Genomic DNA, 18127 nt, shown 5'->3' on the forward strand with positions numbered 1-18127 from the left:
CAATCCACCGGCACGGTATCCTGCACGACGGAATCGAGTTCAGAGGTAGTCCATGGCGGGAGCCAAGCGCGGGTGTCTGTTCGTGGTAACGCTGGTGGTGGTGCTGGGCGCCGTCGTGGCCGGCGTGGGCGCGCGGTTCTTCTACCAGCAGACCCGGTTCGCCGATGCCCCGATCACCCCGACCGCCGAGAGCGTGGTCATCGCCAGCGGCGATGGCATGAACAGCGTGCTGCGCAAGCTGCGCGAGGCCGGCGTGGACGAGGGCCAGAATACCCAGTGGCAGTTGCTGGCGCGGCAGCTCGATGCGGCCGGCAAACTGAAGGTGGGCGAGTATGCGCTCAGTGGCGATCTGACCCCGCGCGAGCTGCTGCTGCGCATGCGTGCCGGCAAGGTGCTGCAGCACCGGGTCACGATTGTCGAGGGCTGGAACATCCGCCAGTTGCGTGCTGCGCTCAAGCGCGCCGAGCCGCTGCTGCACACCACCGACAACCTGGATGACGCCGCGTTGATGCAGCGCCTCGGCTTCGGTGGCCAGCATCCGGAAGGCCGCTTCCTGCCGGAGACCTACGTTTACCAGCGCGGCGACAGTGATCTGGACGTGCTCAAGCGCGCCCACGCCGCAATGGAAAAGGCGCTGGACGAAGCCTGGGAAAGCCGCGCGCCGGACCTGCCGATCAACACGCCCTACGAACTGCTGACGCTGGCCTCGATCATCGAGAAGGAAACCGCGCTGTCCAGCGAACGACCGCAGATCGCCGGCGTGTTCATGCGCCGCCTGAAGATCGGCATGCGCCTGCAGACCGACCCGACCGTGATCTACGGCCTCGGTGCCGCGTATGACGGCAACATCCGCCGTCGCGACCTGACTACCGATACGCCGTACAACACCTATACCCGCGCTGGCCTGACCCCGACCCCGATCGCCATGCCCAGCCGCGACGCGCTGATGGCCGCCGCGCAGCCCGCTGCGGGCGACGCGCTGTACTTCGTCGCCGTGGGCGACGGCAGCGGCGCGCACGTGTTCTCGCCCAGCCTGGACCAGCACAACGCCGCCGTAGCCCGCTACCTGCAGCAGCTGCGCCAGCAACGTACCCAGGAGACCCCGGCGCAATGAGTCCCGCGCTGCTTCGCCACCCGCGTTTCGTCAGCCTGGAAGGCGGCGAAGGCGCAGGCAAGACCACCGCCATCAATGCCATCCGTGACTGCCTGCGCAGCCACGGCCACGAGGTGGTGCTGACCCGCGAGCCGGGTGGCACGCCGCTGGCCGAGCGCATCCGCGGCCTGGTGCTGAAGCCCGATGCCGAAATCGCCGCCGAGCCGCTCAGCGCCGAAGCCGAGCTGCTGCTGGTGTTCGCCGCACGCGCCCAGCATGTGCGCCAGGTGATCCGGCCGGCGCTGCAGCGCGGTGCCTATGTGCTGAGCGATCGCTTCACCGATTCCAGCTATGCCTACCAGGGCGGTGGCCGCGGGCTTGACCCGCAGTGGATTGCCGACCTGGAGCGCCGCGCGGTCGGCGTGCTGCCAGGGCTGACCCTGCTGCTGGACGTGGATGTGGCCGTCGGCCGCGCGCGCGCCAACGGTCGTGACCTGTGGCCGGACCGCATCGAGAGCGAGCAGGACGATTTCTTCCAGCGCGTGCGCGAAGTGTTCCGCAGCCGCGCACAGCAGGACCCGCAGCGCTTCGCGCTGATCGACGCCGGCCAGGTGCAGGAACGCGTGGCCGCCGATGTGGTTGCACGTATCGAGCGTTGGCTGCAGGACGGGGAGGGCGCATGAGCACGTTTTCGCCGTGGCAGCAGCGCGCGTTCGACCAGACCGTGGCCGCGCTCGATGCGGGTCGCCTCGGTCATGGCCTGCTGATCTGCGGCCCGGCCGGGCTGGGCAAGCGCGAGGTGGCGCTGGCGCTGGCCGACCACGTGCTGGCGCAGGGTGACGCAACGCACGCCACGCGCACGCGCCAGCTGATCGCTGCCGGCACCCATCCGGACCTGCAGCTGGTCAGCTTCATTCCGAACAAGAGCGGCGACAAGCTGCGTACCGAGATCGTCATCGAGCAGGTGCGCGAGATCACCGACAAATTGGCGCTGACCCCGCAGTACGGCGTGGCACAGGTGGTGATCGTCGATCCGGCCGATGCGATCAACCGTTCGGCCGCCAATGCGCTGCTGAAAACCCTGGAAGAGCCGCAGCCCGGCCGCTACCTGTGGCTGATCAGCAGCGACCCGGCACGCTTGCCGCAGACCATCCGCAGCCGTTGCCAGCGCCTGGAGTTCAAGCTGCCGCCGCAGCACGAAGCGCTGGCTTGGCTCCAGCAGCAGGGCCACAGCGAAGCATCGGCGCGCGAAGCGCTGGAGGCCGCCCGCGGCCATCCCGGCCAGGCCGACAACTGGCTGCGCGAAGACGGCCTGAGCCTGCGCCGCGAAGTCGGTCGAGATCTGGAACAGCTGGCCGCCGGCAAGACCGGCGCGGTGGAGCTGGCGCAGAAGTGGTGTGTTGATGACAACGCGGCGCTGCGCCTGCGCTTCGCTGCCGACCTGGCGCTGGCCCAGGCCAGCACCGATGCCTTGACCACGCCGGAGCGATTGCACAAGCTTGCAGCCTGGTTCGATGCGGCCAACCGCACCCGCGACCTGCTGCGCACCACGGTGCGTGCAGACCTTGCGGTGGTCGAGTTGCTGCTGGCCTGGAACAAGGTGAACGAGCGGCCTGCCGCAAGGGGAAATCGATGAGTGCCAGCAACGCCCGCCAGGGCATCCTGTCCCTGGCTGTGAAGGACAAAGCCGCGCTGTACAGCGCGTACATGCCGTTCGTGAAGAATGGCGGCATCTTCGTGCCCACGCCCAAGCGCTACTTCCTGGGCGACGAGGTGTTCCTGCTGCTGACCCTGCCCGATTCCAGCGAGCGCCTGCCGGTGGCCGGCAAGGTGATCTGGGTGACCCCGGCCGGCGCGCAGGGCAACCGTACCGCCGGCATCGGCGTGCAACTGGCCGATGGTGCCGAAGGCGAGGGCGTGCGCCACAAGATCGAGACCCTGCTGGCCGGGCTGACCGGTTCGGACAAGCCGACCCATACGATGTGATTCCGGTAGCGCCGGGCCATGCCGGCTGCGTGCCCCGAAACGCCGTGAACACGACTGTGAAAAACTGTTGACGGCCTCTGAAAAGCCCCTATAATGAGCGGCTCAGCAACACACCGGGCGGTTAGCTCAGCGGTAGAGCATTGCCTTCACACGGCAAGGGTCACAGGTTCGATCCCTGTACCGCCCACCATGTTGCAGAACGAAAGAAGCCTCCAGCAATGGGGGCTTTTTTGTTGCCTGCGATCCAGCAGGATCAGCCGGAAGCGCAGCCCCTTTCAGCGGTGCCCCTCCAGCAGCTCGCGCGCAATCATCGCCGTGGCATCCAGCAGGTCGTGGCCGCTGCCGGCCTGCATCACCACCGCCAGCAGGCTACGGCCCACCTCGGCATTGCCGCTGGTCAGCTCCATCTCGCCTTCAAAGCACAGATCGGCCAACCATTCGTGGGCCTGCTGCAGCCCGCGCTTGCGGACGCGGCGGAACTCCGCGAGCAGCTTCGCTTGGCCGGCCTCCGGCTCGCCCTCGGCCAGCAGGCCGAGGGCACCGCCGTGCGCCGCGCGCCAGATCGCCGGTAGCGGGCGACCGTTCGCGTCCACCACGTCCGGCGAGAACTGCGCGCAGTACATTTCGTAGCGCTTGCCCGCTGTGCTGCGGGGCACGATGCCGGCCTCGGCCAGCAGGCGTTCGGCTTCATCCAGTGTGCTGAACTTCAAGCGCAGCAGTGCAGGGCGGCTCAGCTGTTGTGCCAGCGCGTGCTGGTTGGCGGCGAACCAGACGTTCCAGCCCACGGTTGCGCGGCCTTCCAGTGCGGCCTTGAAGTACTCCAGGTGTTTGGCGTCCATTGCGGTCTCCTGCGCTCCCTGCGCGATTGTAGCGGGAGCGTATCCGGGCCGGTCAGGCGTCGCCGCTGGAGAGGCAATGATGTGCCTCGCGCACCAGTTGTCGTGCGGCCACGATCAGTCCGTCGATATGGAAGGCGCCCAACTGTTCGTCCGGGCCGCCTTCGTTGCGCGCATGGTCGGCGGCCTGCAGCAGATCGAGCAACGCGCCGAGCCCAGACAGCGAGCGGCGCAACGAAGCGTGATTGCTGGCGCCGAGGGTGAGGCTGATGCACGGCTGTCCGTCCTCACCGTCGGCATGGTTGATCGCATTGAGACGGGCGAAGAACGTGGCCGACTGCGTCGGAAGGTTCTGTTCGTTCAGGGCGCACTCGATCTCGCGTGCGAGGTCCCCGGGCACGTCGGCTGCGACGTCGCCGATAAGCGAATGCAGGCGGGGATGGATGGCGGTGCGGTTGGTCATGGCGAAACCCTCACTGGCGTGAAGCCACCTTCCGAAGCGAAGGTGGCGGACGGTGCGGGTTGGCGTACCAAGGCACGAAAGCTCACTGGGAGAAAAAGCCTGGCGGATCATGAGATCCCCACGCACCGCCCGCCATGGAAGGCAGTCGGTGCATTCTCTTTGCTGCGATCAAGATCGCAACTTCCAGTAGCTTGTTCGTTTATTCGAGACGCCAATCCCGGCCAAGACGTCTTGCCTCGGCGCGGCGATCATCAAGCCGGGTAATCACATCGGTCTGTAAGGAAAGTTCGCAACTGTCCCTAGGCAGGCCAGGCGTTTCCCGATGTGTGCCGTCGGACACCTGCGAGTAGTGCGGCTCATCACTGATGGCGCACATCGCCGCCCCTGCCGACCGTGCACGAGACGACTCCAGAGCGGCGCCGCCACGGCAATCGCGTCACCCCGCGCGGCGGAGGCGGGACCATGCCACGCATGGAGCCAAAGGGTTCCATCCCTGCGCTGTCCCCCCGCCCTGGGCAGGCGTAGTCTCAGCCCATTGCCGTGCCCATCCACTCTGGAGTGCCACCATGCCGCTCGCCCGCATCGATCTTCGCAAAGGTAAATCCGCCGACTACCTGCAACGCGTCGGCGAAACCATCTACCAGGCCCTGCGCGCAGTGGGCGTGCCGGAGAACGACCGCTTCCAGATCTTCCAGGAACACGCGCCCGGCACGCTGATCTACGACCCCGGCTACCTGGGTGTGGACCGTACCGACGACTTCATCTGCATCCAGATCACCTGGAACGAAGGGCGCACGCTGGAGCAGAAGAAGGCGTTGTACCTGGGCATCGCCGATGGACTGCATGCGGCGGTGGGCATCCGCCGCGAGGATGTGTTCATCAACCTGGTGGAGGTGAAGAAGGAGAACTGGTCGTTTGGCAATGGGCAGGCGCAGTACGTGAGTTGATGCGGGAACGGTGTCTGCGCCTGATGCGGCTGGGTCAGGCCATGCGCGGCGACGCCTGCTGTTGTGCCTGTTGCTCGTCCTGCGCCAGCCGGCTTGCGTCGCGGGATTGCTGCTGCACGTTGGCCTGCTGATACAGCGTATCCGCGTCGCCCTGCTGCGTATCGAGCAGGGACAGGCGCTGGCGATTGGCGGCAGGGTCCGGCGAGGCGGTGCCGCCGCTGCGATGCAGGAATACGTAGCCGGGTGCCTCGGCGGTGCTGTTTGAACTGAATGCCACCTGCAGCGTGTCCTTTTCGCTGAAGCCGGCCTGCACTGCCGCGTGGGTCAGATGGCCGGCCAGGCGTTCATGCTCCTGTCCGGGGGGCAGTCCCTGCTGTTCGCTGGCCTGGGCGAGTGCGGTACGCACTTTATGGTCCAAGGCATGAAGGTTGTGCCCCGGTGCGCGCGCGTCCGCAGCCAGACGCTCGCCCAAGGGGCCATCAACGCCATCGGTTTCGCTGAGCAGTCGCTGCTTCAAGCTGCGCTCGGGCAGGGGATGGGTGATGGTGCGGTTGAGTTCGCTGTTGGGGAAGGGCGGTTCAATGCTGTCCACGCCATGGATGTTGCGCAGGGGGCGGTAACCGTCCTTGCCCTGTGACTGGATGCCCAGCGGAATGCGGACATCGGGCAGCAACTGGCCGACGGGGCCGCCGATGCTGTTCACGTCCAGGCTGTGCTTGCGCTGGATGCCGGCATGATTCAATGCGTCCCAGGTGAAGTCCACGCAGTTGTGGCGCACGTCGGCGTAGTGCTTGCTGAAGCCGTGCGCCACTGGATCGTCGCCGAACGCCTTGAGCTTGTTGTACTGGGCTTCGGTGATTTCCAGAGAGCGCGTGTAATGCGGGTTCTTGTAGGTCTTTGCATCGCTGTCCACGATGTCACCCGGTCCGTTCACGCTGCCGTGCTCGATCGGTGCAAAGCCGTAGCTCGCCGGATCTTTTCCCGGTGCTCGCAGGACGTAGAACATGTGCCCCGGCCCGGATGTCTGCGGGGAACCATCCGGATTACGCAGCGGCTGCTGCGTTACCGGGTCGAGAAGCGGTGTTCCCGGCGCCGCAATGACGATATCGACGATGTAGCGTGGCTTGTCCATGTGCGTGTGATCCTCCTGGAAGGTGTACGAAGGCGCTGCGCTACTTGGCGAGCGGACGCGATTCGTGAATCAGTATCCTGGCGCTTGCGCCACGAAGCGGTGCGATGTCTTCAACCGTGCTGATCTGGACCCGATAGCGGCTATGCGCCTGCAACGGCAGCAGCGCGACATGCAATCGGTATGCGCCATCGCTGCCCCGTTGGGTCTGGGCATAGTTCAGTCCCGCATCGCGGTGCCAGTCTGGCAGTGGCTGGCCAGATTGCGACTGTGCGATCTGGTAGGCGTCGGGGCTTGCCAGCGACTGCCACGTGCCGCCGGACCATTGCTGAAGTCCAACGCGTAAAGGAATGTGCAGGTCGCGCGGAGAAGCAGCATCTGGCGATGGGGAAACGTGCTGTAGATCCAGCTCCACCGCATAGGTACGGTAGCTGGCAAAATTGCGCGCCGTGGTTTCGAACTCGAACTGCACCTGCTGGCCCGGCGTGTCCACGGCGATGGGCTGCGAGAGTTCCAGCGGCTCTGGCGGTGGGGGCGGCCCCTTGTCGGCGCAGGCGGCGAGCAGCGCGGCCAGGCCGAGCAGGCTGATGCGCAGCCGGTGTGTGATGCGGGTGGTCATGCGGATCCCTCTGGCTCCTTGCCGTGGCCATCTGAACCCTAACGTTGGCGAGGTGGGGCCTGCAAGCGTGGGGACCGCGGTGCGGTGCATTCACATGTCGCCGCTGGAGGCGAGCCCCTGCGTCACCGTGTCGCAGGGGGCAAACCCTGAACGCGGTCCAAGGTTGGCCGTGGCCCCGTAGAATGGTGGCGTGCGCCGTTCTGTCCTCCACCGCCGGTTCCAGGCCCTGGCATGGCTTGCCATGCTGCTGGTGCTGCTCGCCCCGCTGGTGAGCCGCTGGCTGGCGCACGGTCACGTGGCTGCCGCTGCGCCGGTGGCGGCCATGGACCATGCGATGCACGCAGAGCATGCACAGCACGCGATGGAAGGGGACCACGACCATCACGCGATGGCGATGCCGCACGGCGGGGCCACGAAGAAGCCGCCCGCCGACCCACACGCCGATCATGAGATGGGCGTGGACTGCGATTACTGCCTGATCGCTGCACGGCTGATCACCCTGCTGGTGGCGGCCGTGCTGCTGTTGGCGCCGATGGCACCGGTGTGCCGCGCACTGCGCGGCGCGGTGCGGGCGTTGCCGCAACGGATCAGCGGCACATTGGGCGCGCGTGGACCGCCGGCACTGATGGCTGCCTGAGCCGCACGCGCGCTGCATTGAACGTTCTTCCATGAGGTTGCCGGCTACGGCCGGTGCCCGCACGCGCGTGTCTGTCCCTTTCTGATTGCTGCCCTGCCATTGCGGGGTGGCCTTGCATGCCGTGAAAAAATGAAAACGAACCCCAACCCCGCGTGCCTGCGCCGGGCGACGCTGCCTGTCCTGTGCGCGCTGCTCCTGCATGCTGCGCCCCTGCTTGCCGCCGACGCGGCACCCCCGACCACGCTGGAGACCGTGCGGGTGGTCGACACCCGCAGCGGCGAGCTGTCCTCCACTGCCAGCGCAGGCTCTGCATTGGGCCTGAGCGTGCTGCAGACACCGGCCAGCCTGACGGTGATTTCGCGCGAGCAGCTGGAGCAGCGCGGCGACAGCAACCTCAACGATGCGATCAGCCGGGCGGGTGCGATCAGTGCGATGCCGCACCCGGGCAATGGCCTGAGCGCGCTCTCCAGCCGCGGCTTCACCGACGGTGCCTCGGTGATGCGGCTTTACGACGGGCTGCGCCAGTACGGCGGCGTCGGCATCACCTTCCCGTTCGATACCTGGTCGATCGAGCGCATCGAAGTGCTGCGCGGCCCGGCGTCGGTCATCCATGGCGACGGTGCAATCGGCGGCGTGATCAACATCGTGCCGAAGAAGCCCTCGCGCGGGGCCATCGAGAACGAGATCAGCGTGACCGTGGGCAGCGAGGACACCGCGCGGCTGGGCTTCGGCAGTGGTGGCGCGCTGACCCCCGAGCTGGCCTACCGGCTGGATGTGAGTGGCAACTACAGCGGTGGCTGGGTCGACCGTGGCCGCAACAACGATGCGACGTTCTCCGGTGCGTTGCTGTGGCAGCCGCGTGCGGACCTGCAGCTGACGCTCACCCATGCGCAGGGCTACCAGCAACCGATGCGCTACTTCGGCACGCCGCTGGTCGACGGCCGCCAGCTGGAGGCGCTGCGCCACCGCAACTACAACGTGGACGACAGCGAGATCCGCTTCCGCGACCGCTGGACCCAGCTCGATGCGCTGTGGACGCCGAACGCGAACGTAGAATGGCGCACGCGCGTCTACCAGATCGACAGCCAGCGCGATTGGCGCAATGCCGAAGCCTATGTCTACAACCGCGCCACCGGACTGATTGATCGCTCGGGCAATACCGAGATCACCCACAACCAGGACCAGACCGGACTGACCTCGACGCTGCGTGTGCAGGGAACGGCGGGTGGCCTGCAGAACAACTTCGCGGTGGGCCTGGACGCCAACCGCGCGCACTTCAAGCACACCAACAACACCTATGCCGGCAGCTCGGGCCCGGTCGATCCGTACGATCCGGTGCCGGGGCAGTTCGCCAGCGATGCGCCGAACCTGCCGCGCTACCGCAACCGTGCCGAGCAGTACGCGCTGTTCGTGGAAGACCGGCTGGCGCTGAGCGAGCGCTGGTCGGTGCTGGGTGGCCTGCGCCACGACCGCGCGCGCATTGATCGCACCGATTTGATCAGCGGCCAGAACGCGTTCTCGAAGACCTACAGCAGCACCGGCCGGCGTGCAGGCACGGTATTCGCGCTGCAGCCGACGTTGAGCCTGTATGCGCAGTATTCGCAGGCGGCAGACCCGGTCAGTGGCCTGCTGATGATCAGCCCGGCCAACGGTGCCTTCGACCTGGCCAAGGGGCGGCAGATCGAAGTTGGCCTGAAGCAGGCCTTCGACGGCGGCGAGTGGACGCTGGCGGCGTACCGCATCCGCAAGACCGGGCTGCTCAGCCGCGATCCGCTGGTGCCGGATCGCCGGGTGCAGGTGGGGGCGCAGACCTCGCGCGGTATTGAAGCGTCGTTGAACTGGAACTTCGCGCCGCGCTGGTCGCTCGATGCCAATGCGACGGTGCTGAAGGCCGAGTTCGAGGATTTTCTGGAAACCACGGGTTCGCCGGCGGTGCTGGTATCGCGCGACGGCAACGTGCCGCCGAACGTGGCCGAGCGCCTGGCCAGTGTGTGGCTGAGCTGGCAGTTCGCACCGGACTGGAGTGCGGCGGGTGGCGTGCGTTATGTCGGCAAGCGCTACGCCGACAACGCCAACACGTTGGAGCTGCCCGGCTACAGCACCACCGACCTGGCACTGACCTGGCAGGCGGCACCGCGCACGCGGCTGTCCGCGCGGTTGTTCAACGTGTTCGACAAGGCGTACTACGCTACCGCGTACTACACCAGCACGCAGTGGCTGCTGGGTGCGGACCGGCGCGTCGAATTCACCGTCGACCATCGCTTCTGAGGACGCTGGCGATGACGTTGCGATCCACCGCCAAGCGCTGGACCTACCTGGTGCATCGCTGGCTGGGCATCGGCGGATGCCTGCTGATGCTGCTGTGGTTCGTCAGCGGCATGGTCATGCTGTTCATCGGATATCCGAAGCTGACACCTGGCGAACGGATGGCGGCGTTGCCGGCGCTGGGTGATGCTCGCGGTTGGCAGGGGCTGTCGATACTGCCTGCCGCCGTGCAGGTCGAACCGGAAAGCGTGGCGCTGACCACGCTGCGTGGCGAGCCCGCCTATGTGGTGCGCAGTGGCAGCAACGTGGGCGCCTGGTCTGCCGTGACCGGCCAGGCGCTGCTGCCGGTGTCGGCACAGCGCGCCGAAGCATCCGCTGCACAGTTCGCGGGCGGCCAGGCCTTCGTGGGTGCGACGCGCGTGGAGGAGGACCGCTGGACGCATTCGCGCGCACTGGACGTGCATCGACCGCTGTATCGCGTCGAGGTGGGTGGCGCGCAGCCGGGCGACCTGTATGTGTCCTCGCGTACCGGTGAAGTCGTGCTGGACGCCCCGCATGTGCAGCAGCGCTGGAACTATGTGGGCGCCTGGCTGCACTGGTTGTACTTCCTGCGCATGCAGTCGGTGGATCCGGTGTGGACGTGGGTGGTGATCGCGCTGTCCGCGCTGTGCACGCTGGTGGCGGTCAGCGGCATCGTGGTGGGGGTGTGGCGCTGGCGCTTCCGTGGACACTATCGTTCCGGTGCGAAGACGCCGTACGTCGAGTCGTGGATGCGCTGGCACCACCTGCTTGGCCTGATGGCGTCCGCCTTCGTGCTCACCTGGATCTTCAGCGGGCTCATGTCGATGAACCCATTGGGTGTATTCAGCAGTACGGGTGAAGCGATCGATGTTGAGCACTACCGTGGCGGCGCGGTGGCGGTCGATGGTGCGCTGGGTGATCCTGCGAAGCTTCTGGCGGTGGCCGAAGCTGCCCGCTTCCAGCCGGTGGAGATCCAGTGGCGACGGATCGGTGGTGAGCTGTTCGCGGTGTTGCTGGACGGGCGGGGTGATACGCGCATCGTGTCCGGCGGCAATGGGCACCTGCATGTCGCACGGTGGCTGCCGACCGCGTGGTTGCAGCAGAGGGCACGTGCGCTGTCCGCTGCACCCATGCAGGGTTTCGTGGTGCAGCATGCAGCGGATGCGTACTTCTATCCGCGTGCGCCCGAGGCCATGAATGGTGCAGCGGTACGTCGCTTCCCGGTGGCAGTGGTGGATTTCGGTGATGCCGAGGCGACACGCGTCTATCTCGACCTGGCGACCGGCGATCCGTTGCTGACGATGGGGCATCGTGAGCGGCTCGGGCGCTGGCTGTTCTACTTCCTGCACAGCTGGGACCTGCCGGCGATGCTGCGCCAGGAAGGTTCCCGTTTGGCGGTGTTGCTGCTGCTGAGCGCTGTCGGCACCGCGTTGTGTGCCACGGCGACAGTGATCGGCTATCGGCGATTGCGGATGAAGCTGCGGCGCAGGCGGCGCTGATGCCCTGGGCTACACCCGCAGCCAACGCGTGGACATCGCCACCAGCAACAAGGCCGTGGCCACGCCGATGAACGCGGCGATCAGGCCGAAGTGATTGGCAGCGAAACCGATCAACGCCGGCCCAGCAAGGATGCCGGCAAAGCCCAGCGTGGAAACGGCAGTGATGGCCAGCGCGCCGGGCATGCGCGTCTGGTGGCCGGCCAGCGAGAACAGTGCGGGTGCGATGTTGGCGCAGCCGAGGCCGACCAGCACATAGCCGAGCAGTGATGCCTGCCACGGCGTGACCAGGGTCAGCACCAGCACGCCCGCGGCGGCGAGCAACGCGCCGAACACGATCGCGCGCTGGCGGCCCACGCGTGCCACCAGTGCATCGCCGAACAGGCGCGCGACGGTCATGGTCAGGGTGAAGGTCACATAGCCGATGCCGGCAAGACTTGCATCGACGCGGCGCACGTCGCTGAGAAACACCGCGCTCCAGTCGAGCATCGCACCTTCGCCGAGGAACGCGACGAACGCCAGCACGCCGATGAACAGCACGATGCCGTGTGGCAGGGCCAGCATCGGTGTGTCGTGCGGCATCCGTTCGCTGTGCCAGTACGACGCCGACAGCAGCATCACCAGCAGCATGGCGCCAACGCCGATCAGCACGGACGCCAAGGGAGGCAGTTGAGCAGACAGCAGCACGGTCATGGTGGCCGCGCCGAGGAAGCCGCCGATGCTGAAGAACGCATGGAAGCCGGACATCATCACGCGCCGTGCGTCGCGCTCGACGATGACGGCCTGTACGTTCATCGTGCAGTCCATTGCACCCACGGCGGCACCGAACACGAACAGCACCAGGCCCAGCGTCCAGGCCGAACCGGCCAGCGCCAGGCCGGGCACGGTCAGGCAGATCAGCAGGCTGCTGGCCACCATCACCCGTCGGCAACCGAGGCGCGCGGCCAGCACGCCGGACAACGGCATGGCCAGCAGCGAACCGGCACCGAGGCAGAGCAGCACCAGCCCCAGCGTGGCGTCGTTGATCCCGGTGCGTGCCTTGGCGAACGGCACCAGCGTGGCCCACAGCGCGGTGGCGAAGCCGGGAATGAAGAACGCAGCGCGGGTCGCGTGCTGTTCGGCACGCGCGCGGTTGGCAAGGGACATGAGCGGTACGGTCAGGGGGGAGTGGGGTGCACCGCGATGCCGGCGGCGCGGAAGCGTGCCGCCAATGCGGGCGGCGCGGTGGTGGTCAGCACGAGGTCGTCGATCTCGTCCAGGCTGGCGATCTGCCAGTGGCCGCGGGCACCGAGCTTTTCAGTGGTGGCGGCAACGATGACGCGGCTGCTGCACGCGACCATCGCGCGCTTCAGCGTGGCTTCTTCCGCATCCATTGCCCACACGCCGGTGTCGCCGTCCACCGCGCAGGGGCCGGGCAGGTACACATCGGCGCGCAGGCGCTGCACCTGGGCCAGTGCTTCGGCACCGACCGCGCCGCCACCGCTGGCCAGGCGGCCGCCGATCAACTGCACCGAGGTGCCATCAAGCAGGCTGGCGGCGGTGGCGATCTGTGGCGCATTGGTGATCACCGTCAGGCCGAGGGCGGCCGGCAACTGCTGGGCGATCACCAGATTGGTTGAACCGGCATCGAGCAGTACGACCTGGCCGGGTTGCAGCAATGCGCAGACGCGGGCGGCCAGCTCGGCCTTGTCGCCGCGGTCGCGGGTCAGGCGTTCGCGCAGCGGGCGTTCCTTGGGTGGTGGCAGCACGGCGCCGCCGTAGACACGCTGGCATAGGCCCTGTGCGGCCAGTTCGCGCAGGTCGCGGCGGATCGAATCTTCGGAGACGGCATAGCGGCGCGCCAGCTCGGCGGCGACCACGCGGCCCTGCTGGCGCAGTTCCTCCAGGATCTGCCGGGTGCGCTGGGCGGGGAGGGGGCTGGGATCGGAGTTCACGCTGCAAGTCTGCACGTTCGTGCATCAACGTGCAACAACGTGCATTTGACCCGTGTGGACACAGGTCAACTGGACTGCCGGTGAATCTGGCCGCGGCCGTGTCTGTGGATTGCCCCCGCGGCCCGGCATCATGGCGTGGCGTTTGGCAAGGAATCCACGATGTCCCCCACCGTTCACCGCAAGCTGCGCATTGGCGCGGACCAGTACACCGGCCAGAAGGTGGTCGACCAGCAGTTCCACGAGTGCGACTTTTCAGGCGTGGACCTGACCGCCACCGAGTTCATCAACTGCGGTTTCTACGATGCCGACAGCCGCGCCGGCTGCCGCTTCAATGGTGCCACGCTGAAGGAAGCCAGTTTCCGCAGCTGCGACATCAGCATGTGCCACTTCAATTTCATCAAGGCACTGGGCCTGGAGATCAGCGAGTGCCGTGCGCAGGGCGCGGATTTCAGCAACGCCAGCTTCATGAACCAGATCACCACGCGCAGCTGGTTCTGCAGCGCGTTCATCAAGAAGTCGAACCTGCGCTATGCCAATTTCTCGCGGGTCACGCTGGAGAAATGCGAACTGTGGGAGAACCGCTGGGACGGTGCGAACGTCAGCGGCGCCAGCTTCGCCGGCTCGGACCTGTCCGGCGGCCAGTTCGAGGGCATTGACTGGAACAGTGCCAACTTCACCGACTGCGACCTGACCAACTCCGAGCTGGGCGAGCTGGACCTGCGCAGCACCAACCTGCGCGGTGCCACGCTGGACGTGCAGCAGGTGGCGCTGTTGATGCAGCGCATCGGCATCACCGTGGTGCCGTAGGCATCACCCGGCGTACGCCACCCAGCCCTTGAAGCTGAAGCCTGCATAGAACAGCTCCACGCCGTCGAAGCCGGCCTCCTGCAGCAGCGCCACTTCCTGTTCCGGGGCCAGCAGCGGCAGCCGCTCGGCAATGGCCTCGATCGCGCGCTGTGCATCGGCGTGGGCGACGCCAGAGGCTTCGGCGAACGCTGCGTAGCGCTGCAACCAGCGCAGCTTGCCGGCCGGATCCTGCGGCACGCTGTGGTGGGCCACCACCAGCGGCGCGCCGGGCTGCAGGCGCCGGTGCAGCTCGCGCAGCGTGTGCAGGCGCTGCGCGGCGTCGAGGAAGTGCAGGGTCAGCAGGCAGCTGGCCCCATCGAAGCGCAGGTCCGGGGCATCGTCGATGTAGCCTTCCAGCAATTCGACGCGTGCGTTCAACGGGGCCAGTGTCTGCTTGGCCAGGGCCAGCATCGGTGCAGCCGGGTCCACGCCCAGCAGCTGCCAGCCCGGCTGCGCCTCGGCAAAAGCCTTCAGCTCCAGCCCGCCCCCGGCACCGAGTACCAGCACGCGGCCCTGTGCAGGAACGTGTTCGGCCAGCAACAGGCGGCTCATCTGCTGCAACGCGAGGAATCCGGGCACCTGGCGCAGCGGCGCTTCGGCATAGCGGGCCACCGCCTGCGGGTCGGAGAACGTGGACATGCGCGGATTCCTGCGGCGGAGGACATACCACTGTAGCGCGGTGCGCAAGGGGCATTGCGCGCCGCCGCCGCACAAGCAGGGCAGGACTCAGGCCGCCGCGGCCTCAAGCACGTCTTCCAGCCGCACCTCGCCGAGGAAGCCACCGCTGCTGGTAGCCGGCCGCTGTGCTTCGATGGCGTGGGCGAACTGCACGCCAGCGTCGTCCTGCAGGCGCTCGAACAGCTGCTGCACCCTGGGGAACTCGCGACGGTCGACCACCTGGTGGTAATCGTTCCAGCGCGCGATGCCGGCGAAGTAGGCGTCGGCGAAGCTGCGCTGCTCGCCCAGCAGCCACGGGCCTGTGCCGATCATCTGCTCCAGCGCCTGATGGGCGTGGCGCACCTTGGTGGTGCCATAGGCACGCAGCGCCTCGCCGTCATCGCCCTCGTCGTGTTCCAGCGCATGCCAGAGCGGGGCGTAGGCACCGAAGAAGCTGGTATTGAGATAGGCCAGCCGGTGGTTGAGGCGATCAAAGCCGGGCGTGCCCTGTGCGAAGCCCAGGCCCTGCGCGATGCCCTTCGCGGCCAGGTGGTTGAGGATGGCCAGGCTCTCGCTGAGCAGTTCGCCCTGCGCGGTGCGCAGGGTCGGGGTTTCACCCAGTGGATTGAGGCGACGGTAGTCTTCGCTCTGCACCTGGCCGGGCATGTCGATGCGGCACAGGTGATACGGCTGGCGTAGCCATTCCAGGGCGACGATGGAGCCGAACGAGCAGCCCGAGGGCACGCCGTAGAAGAGGATCGGGGTCATGGCAGGTTTCCGGTTCAAGCCGCGATGCGGCGGGTGAGGAAAGCGTGCCTGCGTGGACATTGCCCCGGAAGCCGTACGAATGGCATCCTGAAGTCCACATCTGTGGACGTTGCGCATGCTCAACCTCAACGATCTGGCCCTGTTCGTGACCGCAGTGGAGCAGGGCGGCTTCGCTGCAGGCGGGCGCCATCTGGGCCTGCCGCGCTCGACCCTGAGCAAGCGCGTGGCGCTGCTGGAAGAACAGCTCGAGGTGCGGCTGCTGCAGCGCAGTTCGCGTCGCTTCGCGCTGACCGAGGTCGGTCAGGCGTTCTTCGAACGCGCACGCGCGGCGTTGTCTGAGGTTGAGGCTGCCGAGGCCATCGTCCGTGACCGCCAGGCCGAACCCAGCGGCACCGTGCGCATCAGTGCTTCGATTCCGGTGGTGCAGGGCGAACTCGCCGCATGCCTGCCCGCGTTGGCTCGACGCTATCCGCGGCTGCGCATCGAAGTTGAAGTGAGTGATCGTTTCATCGACCTGGCACAGGAAGGCATCGACATCGCCTTGCGCAGCCATTTCGGTCCACTGCCCGATTCCGGGTTGGTGCAACGTTCGCTGGGGAGCGAGCGTATCGTGCTGGTGGCGTCCCCGGACTACCTGGCAGCCGCGCCGGCAGTGGAGACGCCCGAGCAGCTACGCGCGCATGCCGGCCTGCTGACCGCGCGCCACGCAACGCGCTGGACACTGCACAGTGCCGACGCCCGTACCGTGCAGGTGGAGCCGCAGGTGGCGCTGGTCGGCAATGAGTCGCAGCTGCTGATCGCGGCGGCAGAAGCGGGCCTTGGCATCACCGTGTTGCCGCACAGCCTGTGCGCTGCGGCGATTGCGACCGGACGCCTGCGGCAGGTTCTGCCGGCGTGGCATGCCGGCGAAGTCACCACCAGCGTGCTGCTGCCGCATCGTCGCGGCCAGCTGCCGGGCGTACGCGTGGTGGTGGATGCGCTGGTCGCGCATTACCAGCTCAACGCAACGCCCGCGCCAGCACCTGCCAGATCCGCGGGTCCTGGCACTGCGAAACATTGAAGCGTACATAGTCGGCCGCGCGCTGCGACTGGCTGAAGGCGTTGCCTGGTGCCAGCACCACGCCCTCGCGCAGGCACCGTCGCGCCAGCGTCGCGGCGTCGCGGCCATCGGGCAGCTGGCACCACAGGAACAGGCCGGCTTCCGGCTGCAGCCAGGGGGTGATGCCCAGCGCATGCAGCTTCCGCAACGTGTACCGGCGCGCGTCAGCCAGACGCGAACGTATCGACTGCATGTGGCGCCGGTAGCCGCTGTCGGTCAGCGCGATGTGCATCAGCTGCGAGGCCAGATGGCCACCGCCGAAGCTGGTCGCCAGCTTCAGGTCGGTCAGCGCTTCGATCCAGTCGTGGCGCGCGGCGATGTAGCCACAGCGCGAAGCCGCCGACAGTGTCTTGGAGAAGCTGCCGACGTGGATCACCCGCGACAGCCCATCGAGCGCGGCCAGCCGCGGTGCTGGCTGCAGTTCGAAGTCGGCGAAGATGTCGTCCTCGACGATGATCAGTTCGCTGCGATCGGCCAGGCCCAGCAGCCGGTGCGCGGTGTTGGCCGAAAGCACCGCGCCGGTCGGGTTGTGCAGGCCGGAGTTGGTGATGTACAGCCGCGGCGAAGGCGCCTGCAGGGCTTGCGCGAACGCCTCAAGGTCCGGGCCGCTGTGCGTGTACGGCACGCCGATGGCCTGCACCTGGTGCGCTTTGAGCAGCGCGTGGTAATTGAAGTAGCTCGGGTCATCGACCAGCACGCAGTCGCCGGGCTTGAGCAGGAAACGGCAGAGCAGGTCGACCGCATGCGTGCCCGATTCGGTCAGCAGGATCTGCTCCATCGGTGCATCGATGCCGAGCGTGGCGCTGCGCCTCTGCAGCAGTTGGCGCAGCGCGGGCAGCCCGAGCGGGCCGGCGTAGTCGACCAGATGCATGGCATCGGTACGCGCCAGCCGACGCAGGCCGCGGCGCACGCCGTCGTGATACAGCCAGTCGCTGGGCATCCAGCCGCATCCCGGCTTGAGGTGACCCGGCGGGGTTTCCAGCGACTGCCGCGACACCCACAACGGGTCCACCGCGCGCTCCAGCCGGGGTTCCATCTCGGCCAGTGCAAGCGGTGCGGCCGGCCCACTGACGTAGAAGCCGGATCCTGCGCGCGCGCTGATCAGGCCTTCGGCGGCCAGTCGCTCGTAGGCTTCGACCACGGTGGAGACCGACACCCCCATCGCGGCCGCCTGTGCACGTACCGAAGGCAGGCGCGTGCCGCGGCCATCGGCCCGCGCGTTGATGCGGGTGCGGACGGCCTGGATGACTGATTCGATGCGGGTGAGCGGGGGCGGCATGGCGGACTGTAGTGGAAGTGTGGGCAGTACAGTTACTTGCGACTGTACTGGA

The 18127-nt window shown here is 67.3% G+C and carries 19 protein-coding genes and 1 tRNA gene; 11 read left to right on the top strand and 9 right to left on the bottom strand.

Annotated elements, in window-relative coordinates; genetic code table 11:
* The first annotated feature begins 52 nt into the window (after window positions 1-52).
* The 5 genes from mltG to NSQ78_RS05125 all read left to right on the top strand — a co-directional run bounded on the left by mltG (window position 53) and on the right by NSQ78_RS05125 (window position 3269).
* Window positions 53-1114, top strand: a complete 1062-nt coding sequence (gene mltG / locus NSQ78_RS05105) for an endolytic transglycosylase MltG (protein WP_064237756.1) — start codon at window positions 53-55, stop codon at window positions 1112-1114.
* On the top strand, window positions 1111-1776 hold the full coding sequence (tmk, locus tag NSQ78_RS05110; protein WP_064237757.1) for a dTMP kinase: 666 nt from the start codon (window positions 1111-1113) through the stop codon (window positions 1774-1776). The genes mltG and tmk overlap by 4 nt, the downstream gene beginning before the upstream one ends.
* Window positions 1773-2729: a DNA polymerase III subunit delta' gene (locus NSQ78_RS05115; RefSeq protein WP_064237758.1), complete on the top strand. Its 957-nt coding sequence runs from the start codon at window positions 1773-1775 to the stop codon at window positions 2727-2729. The genes tmk and NSQ78_RS05115 overlap by 4 nt, the downstream gene beginning before the upstream one ends.
* Window positions 2726-3079 carry a PilZ domain-containing protein gene (locus NSQ78_RS05120; protein WP_005412452.1) on the top strand — a complete coding sequence of 118 codons (354 nt, stop codon included), beginning with the start codon at window positions 2726-2728 and terminating at the stop codon, window positions 3077-3079. The genes NSQ78_RS05115 and NSQ78_RS05120 overlap by 4 nt, the downstream gene beginning before the upstream one ends.
* Window positions 3080-3194: 115 nt before the next feature.
* Window positions 3195-3269 (top strand) — tRNA-Val (locus NSQ78_RS05125).
* Between the two features lie 85 nt (window positions 3270-3354).
* On the opposite strand, the gene NSQ78_RS05130 is transcribed toward NSQ78_RS05125, so the two are convergent.
* A complete protein-coding gene (locus NSQ78_RS05130) occupies window positions 3355-3918 on the bottom strand; it encodes a hypothetical protein (RefSeq protein ID WP_064237759.1) in 564 nt (187 codons plus the stop codon).
* 52 nt (window positions 3919-3970) lie between these two features.
* Window positions 3971-4378: a hypothetical protein gene (locus NSQ78_RS05135; protein WP_064237760.1), complete on the bottom strand. Its 408-nt coding sequence runs from the start codon at window positions 4376-4378 to the stop codon at window positions 3971-3973.
* A 566-nt stretch (window positions 4379-4944) separates the two neighbouring features.
* Between NSQ78_RS05135 and NSQ78_RS05140 the strand changes: the two genes are divergently transcribed.
* Entirely contained in the window at window positions 4945-5325 is a 381-nt protein-coding gene (locus NSQ78_RS05140) for a tautomerase family protein (protein ID WP_064237761.1), read from the top strand.
* A 34-nt stretch (window positions 5326-5359) separates the two neighbouring features.
* Here the strand turns inward: NSQ78_RS05140 and NSQ78_RS05145 are convergent, their stop codons facing one another.
* Both NSQ78_RS05145 and NSQ78_RS05150 read right to left on the bottom strand, forming a co-directional pair.
* Window positions 5360-6457 (bottom strand): hypothetical protein, encoded by a 1098-nt coding sequence (locus tag NSQ78_RS05145; RefSeq protein WP_064237762.1) that lies wholly within the window; start codon window positions 6455-6457, stop codon window positions 5360-5362.
* A gap of 40 nt (window positions 6458-6497) precedes the next feature.
* Entirely contained in the window at window positions 6498-7073 is a 576-nt protein-coding gene (locus tag NSQ78_RS05150; protein ID WP_064237763.1) for a hypothetical protein, read from the bottom strand.
* Between the two features lie 241 nt (window positions 7074-7314).
* Between NSQ78_RS05150 and NSQ78_RS05155 the strand changes: the two genes are divergently transcribed.
* From NSQ78_RS05155 to NSQ78_RS05165, 3 genes are all read left to right on the top strand, one after another.
* Entirely contained in the window at window positions 7315-7710 is a 396-nt protein-coding gene (locus tag NSQ78_RS05155) for a DUF2946 family protein (RefSeq protein ID WP_064237764.1), read from the top strand.
* A gap of 129 nt (window positions 7711-7839) precedes the next feature.
* Complete coding sequence (locus NSQ78_RS05160) at window positions 7840-9978, top strand: TonB-dependent receptor (protein WP_064237765.1); 2139 nt, start codon at window positions 7840-7842, stop codon at window positions 9976-9978.
* Between the two features lie 11 nt (window positions 9979-9989).
* Entirely contained in the window at window positions 9990-11495 is a 1506-nt protein-coding gene (locus NSQ78_RS05165; protein WP_064237766.1) for a PepSY-associated TM helix domain-containing protein, read from the top strand.
* A 9-nt stretch (window positions 11496-11504) separates the two neighbouring features.
* Here NSQ78_RS05165 and NSQ78_RS05170 read toward each other — a convergent pair whose 3' ends face one another.
* Complete coding sequence (locus NSQ78_RS05170; RefSeq protein ID WP_064237767.1) at window positions 11505-12638, bottom strand: MFS transporter; 1134 nt, start codon at window positions 12636-12638, stop codon at window positions 11505-11507.
* A gap of 11 nt (window positions 12639-12649) precedes the next feature.
* Window positions 12650-13426 (bottom strand): DeoR/GlpR family DNA-binding transcription regulator, encoded by a 777-nt coding sequence (locus tag NSQ78_RS05175; protein WP_064237768.1) that lies wholly within the window; start codon window positions 13424-13426, stop codon window positions 12650-12652.
* Window positions 13427-13585: 159 nt separating this feature from the next.
* Between NSQ78_RS05175 and smqnr the strand changes: the two genes are divergently transcribed.
* Window positions 13586-14233, top strand: coding sequence for a SmQnr family pentapeptide repeat protein (smqnr, locus tag NSQ78_RS05180; RefSeq protein ID WP_064237769.1), 648 nt, complete (start codon window positions 13586-13588; stop codon window positions 14231-14233).
* A 3-nt stretch (window positions 14234-14236) separates the two neighbouring features.
* Here the strand turns inward: smqnr and NSQ78_RS05185 are convergent, their stop codons facing one another.
* Together NSQ78_RS05185 and NSQ78_RS05190 are read right to left on the bottom strand one after the other, a co-directional pair.
* A complete protein-coding gene (locus NSQ78_RS05185; protein ID WP_064237770.1) occupies window positions 14237-14911 on the bottom strand; it encodes a class I SAM-dependent methyltransferase in 675 nt (224 codons plus the stop codon).
* Between the two features lie 87 nt (window positions 14912-14998).
* Window positions 14999-15697 (bottom strand): glutathione S-transferase family protein, encoded by a 699-nt coding sequence (locus NSQ78_RS05190; protein ID WP_057495166.1) that lies wholly within the window; start codon window positions 15695-15697, stop codon window positions 14999-15001.
* A gap of 115 nt (window positions 15698-15812) precedes the next feature.
* Between NSQ78_RS05190 and NSQ78_RS05195 the strand changes: the two genes are divergently transcribed.
* Complete coding sequence (locus tag NSQ78_RS05195) at window positions 15813-16757, top strand: LysR substrate-binding domain-containing protein (RefSeq protein WP_057495167.1); 945 nt, start codon at window positions 15813-15815, stop codon at window positions 16755-16757.
* Here NSQ78_RS05195 and NSQ78_RS05200 read toward each other — a convergent pair.
* Window positions 16696-18075, bottom strand: coding sequence for a PLP-dependent aminotransferase family protein (locus tag NSQ78_RS05200; protein ID WP_064237771.1), 1380 nt, complete (start codon window positions 18073-18075; stop codon window positions 16696-16698). The genes NSQ78_RS05195 and NSQ78_RS05200 overlap by 62 nt on opposite strands.
* Window positions 18076-18127: the final 52 nt, after the last annotated feature.

The sequence above is a fragment of the Stenotrophomonas sp. FSL W7-1447 genome, assembly GCF_037966425.1.
GTDB classification, from domain to species: domain Bacteria; phylum Pseudomonadota; class Gammaproteobacteria; order Xanthomonadales; family Xanthomonadaceae; genus Stenotrophomonas; species Stenotrophomonas pavanii.